This window comes from Amycolatopsis sp., assembly GCF_036008905.1.
In the GTDB taxonomy this organism is placed as follows: Bacteria; Actinomycetota; Actinomycetes; order Mycobacteriales; family Pseudonocardiaceae; genus Amycolatopsis.
This window is the reverse complement of sequence record NZ_DASYMU010000050.1, coordinates 1-3,239: the sequence shown is the minus strand read 5'-3', so window position 1 is coordinate 3,239 and position 3,239 is coordinate 1. Positions and strand designations below refer to the sequence as shown.

2 protein-coding genes and 1 pseudogene are annotated in these 3,239 nt (G+C 69.2%); 1 reads left to right on the top strand and 2 read right to left on the bottom strand.

Translation table 11 applies throughout. The annotated features are described in order from the left end of the window. Positions 1-149: 149 nt before the first annotated feature. Positions 150-563 carry a cupredoxin family copper-binding protein gene (locus VGP60_RS09875; protein ID WP_327547614.1) on the bottom strand — a complete coding sequence of 138 codons (414 nt, stop codon included), beginning with the start codon at positions 561-563 and terminating at the stop codon, positions 150-152. A 1,014-nt stretch (positions 564-1,577) separates the two neighbouring features. Here VGP60_RS09875 and VGP60_RS09870 point away from each other — a divergent pair. Further along, positions 1,578-2,789, top strand: coding sequence for an LCP family protein (locus VGP60_RS09870; RefSeq protein WP_327547613.1), 1,212 nt, complete (start codon positions 1,578-1,580; stop codon positions 2,787-2,789). Positions 2,790-3,025: 236 nt separating this feature from the next. Here VGP60_RS09870 and VGP60_RS09865 read toward each other — a convergent pair. Next, positions 3,026-3,239 (bottom strand): annotated as a pseudogene (locus tag VGP60_RS09865) (hypothetical protein); the annotation flags it as partial.

Genomic DNA, 3,239 nt, shown 5'->3' with positions numbered 1-3,239 from the left:
GAACCGCGAATGGTCCCCCGGCAACGCCAGCTCACCGCTGATCCGCAACGGCAGCGCCGAAGGGGCGGGTTGATGAGAACTCGGGGCGACCACGACGAACCCCACCGCCACCACGACCGCGACAAGAACCCCCACCGCCGCCCTCGTCGTCAGGTAACCGTGACCGATCCCTTCATGTACGGATGGATCGAGCAGATGTAGCTGTACGTCCCGGCCTTCGAGAACGTGTAGCTCCAGGTCTGGCCCTGGTTCAGCGTGGGCGAGTGAAGGGGCCCGCCGGAGATGTCGTGCGGGGCGGAGTCGCTGTTCGACCAGGTCACCGTGGTGCCGACCGGGACCGTGGCGGCCGCCGGCGAGAACGCGAAGTTCGCGATCGTCACGATGCTGGCCGCGACCGGCTGCACGGCCGCAGTGGCCGCCGGTGCCGGCATGGACATCGGATGCTCGGCCGGCGGTGCCACGACCGGGGCGGCTGGCGGGCCGCCGCAGGCGGCGAGCGCGGCCAGAGCGACCGCCGTCGACAGCGCTCCGAGGTACGTGCCGATACGTGCGCAGTATTCCATGACTACCTCCCTTTGTAGATGACGGACCACGAGGTCGAACCTCACCGATACGCGAGACCGATCTATCTGGCCGTGACGCGTCCTACGGCGGCAGAAACAGCTTGTTCGTCCCCTGTTCGATGCAGATCGCACCGACGGTGCCGCGGAGAAGAAGGCGCCAGTAGTTCACTGCGAACATTCACGCAGTCCTCCCGCTGTCGGAATATATGGTGGTGTCGTTCCCGGGTGGTTGCTGTAGCCGGTCTCGTCGGCGAGGGTCGCCGGCGCGGCGTCTCCAGAGGACCGCGACACGGGCGGCAACCGTGCCACGGCGACGACCGCTGCGGCCGCCCACCATGGCTCCCACTCGGTAGCGCGGCCATGAGCTCGTCGAGCGAACTATTCATGACCAGTCCTCGCTCGGGCAGAAAACGCCGAGGCAGGGTTCTGCGAATTTTGAGGTTACGCGCGCCCGGCGCGGGGTTGTCAAGAGCTCAATGAAGATTCATGGGAATCATCTCGGCAAGGTGGAATGATTCCGAAGAAGGGCCGGACTTACGTGGTGTGCAGCCCCTGTGAACTGGCAATATGCGATCATTTGTCTTTTCTATTCCGCAAGATCGATCCGTTCGTTTCAGTGCTGGCCGGGACGCTGTTCGACCGGTGCCCCGAGGGGCGCGCCGACCGGGCCGGCGGCGCGCCGGCTAGCGGCTGCTCGTCGACCGACCCGCGGTCCCCGCGACTGCGCGGTGGCTGTCAGCCACCGGGACGCAAGCCGTCCCGGTTCGACCGCAGAACTGGCGGCCGGCTGACCCCGCAGCCCACGGTCAAGCTTTCGTGGCGAGAGCGCGGGGTTTCGTCCTCGCCCACTTGCGCCACCGTGACTTCACCTGAGCTTCGCGGCCTCTGTGAGACCTTCCCTTGTCAGCCGCGCGAGGCTGCCGCCGGACGTGCTCGCGCCGCCGACGACTGCCGACGGCAGGTCATGAAGTGACAGGAGGCCTGTTGTCCGGCGTACCTTCGTGTGGGGGTCCGATGCGGGCGGGTCGGGTACTCGTCGCCGTTCTCTCGGCGGCGGTGCTGCTGGTCACCGGATACGGGTGGTCGACCTATCACCGGATCGACGGCGCCCTCGCGACGAGCGACGTCCTCGGTGCCGATCGATCACCGGACGGGGCCACGGACATCCTGCTCGTCGGCCTCGACAGCCGGACGGACGGTCACGGCAACCCGCTGCCCCAGCATGTGCTCGACGAGCTCAGCGCCGGCACGGACACCGGGACGCTCAACACCGACACCCTCGTGCTCGTGCGGGTCCCGAACGACCCCACGGCCGTCGCGACGGCGATCTCGATCCCGCGCGACTCCTACGTCGACGTGCCCGGCTTCGGGAAGCACAAGATCAACTCTGCGTACGAGCGCGCGATGACCGACGCGCGGGCCTCACTCACGAAAAGGGGCATCACAGGGGCGGACCTGGCACGCCAGGCCAGCCAGGCCGGGCGTCGCGAGCTGATCTCCACCGTCGAGCAGCTCACCGGCGCATCCGTCGACCACTACGCGGAGGTGAACCTGGTGGGGTTCGCCGAGGTCACCCGGGCGGTGGGCGGCGTTCCCGTATGCCTCGTGGCGCCCGTCCAGGACTCCTATTCCGGCGTCGACCTGCCCGCGGGTCCCCAAACCCTCGAGGGCGCGCAGGCCCTGGCGTTCGTCCGGCAGCGGCACGGGCTTCCGCGTGGCGACCTGGACCGCATCGTGCGCCAGCAGGCGTTCATGGCGAGCCTTGCGCACGAACTGCTCTCGGCCGGAACCCTCGCGAACCCCACCGCCCTCTCCGGGCTCATCACCGCCGTCGACCGCTACATCGTCATCGACCAGGGCTGGGACCTGCTGCGCTTCGCGACGCAGGCCCAAGGGCTCACCGGCGGGAACATCCAGTTCCGCACCATCCCGACGGGCCGTCTCGCCCTCCCGACGCCCTCCGACGGCGCGGCGGTCGAGGTGAACCCGGCTCTGGTCCGGTCCTTCGTCGCAGGCGTCAGCTCACCCTCCGCTGCCGCCTCTGCGGATCCGGGCACCGCCGACTCCGTGGGTGCGACCGCCGACGTCGAGAATGCCAGTGGCCGCACGGGACTCGCCGCGCCCGTGCCGACCACGCCCTCGGCGGGGACGACGCCGGGCGGAACCGATCCTGCAGCGACCGACGCGCCGCCCATCACCGCGGGCGGCCTCCCCTGCGTGAACTGAGCGACCGGTCTTCAACCGAGCACTCTTCGCAGCCTCGGCCCTCAGCGACGGCGCGGTGGAGCGCCCCCGCCCTGGAGATGATCACCGACGGCGAGCGCCCTGTTGGTGATGCCGGAGCGGCGGAGGCTGCGGCGCGCAAGCTGCCGGAGGTGTTTGTCGGAGGCGAAGGTGGCCGGCACCGCCAGCGCCCTTCGCACGGTGGTGAGCGGGTTCGCAGCTGGTGGGGGAATGGCATTTTAGTCGGCCGTGACCGGATCGCCGGCGGTATCCGGCACGGAGGTCGGGCCTTCTCCGACAGCTTTGCGGGCAGTGCGACGTCCGAGTTCGACGGTCAGTGCGGAGGCGGCAGCTCCGGTAGCAAGCGCGCCGTACGCCCATCCCGGACCGGTGTCATGGATGCCCAGTGCCCGATCAAGGGAGAGTTCGCCCGGGCCGCCGTCGACGAGCTCG

Coding starts and splice junctions, on each gene's coding strand:
- VGP60_RS09875 (WP_327547614.1), bottom strand. CDS start 563: ATGGAATACTGCGCACGTATCGGCACGTACCTCGGAGCGCTGTCGACG.
- VGP60_RS09870 (WP_327547613.1), top strand. CDS start 1,578: ATGCGGGCGGGTCGGGTACTCGTCGCCGTTCTCTCGGCGGCGGTGCTG.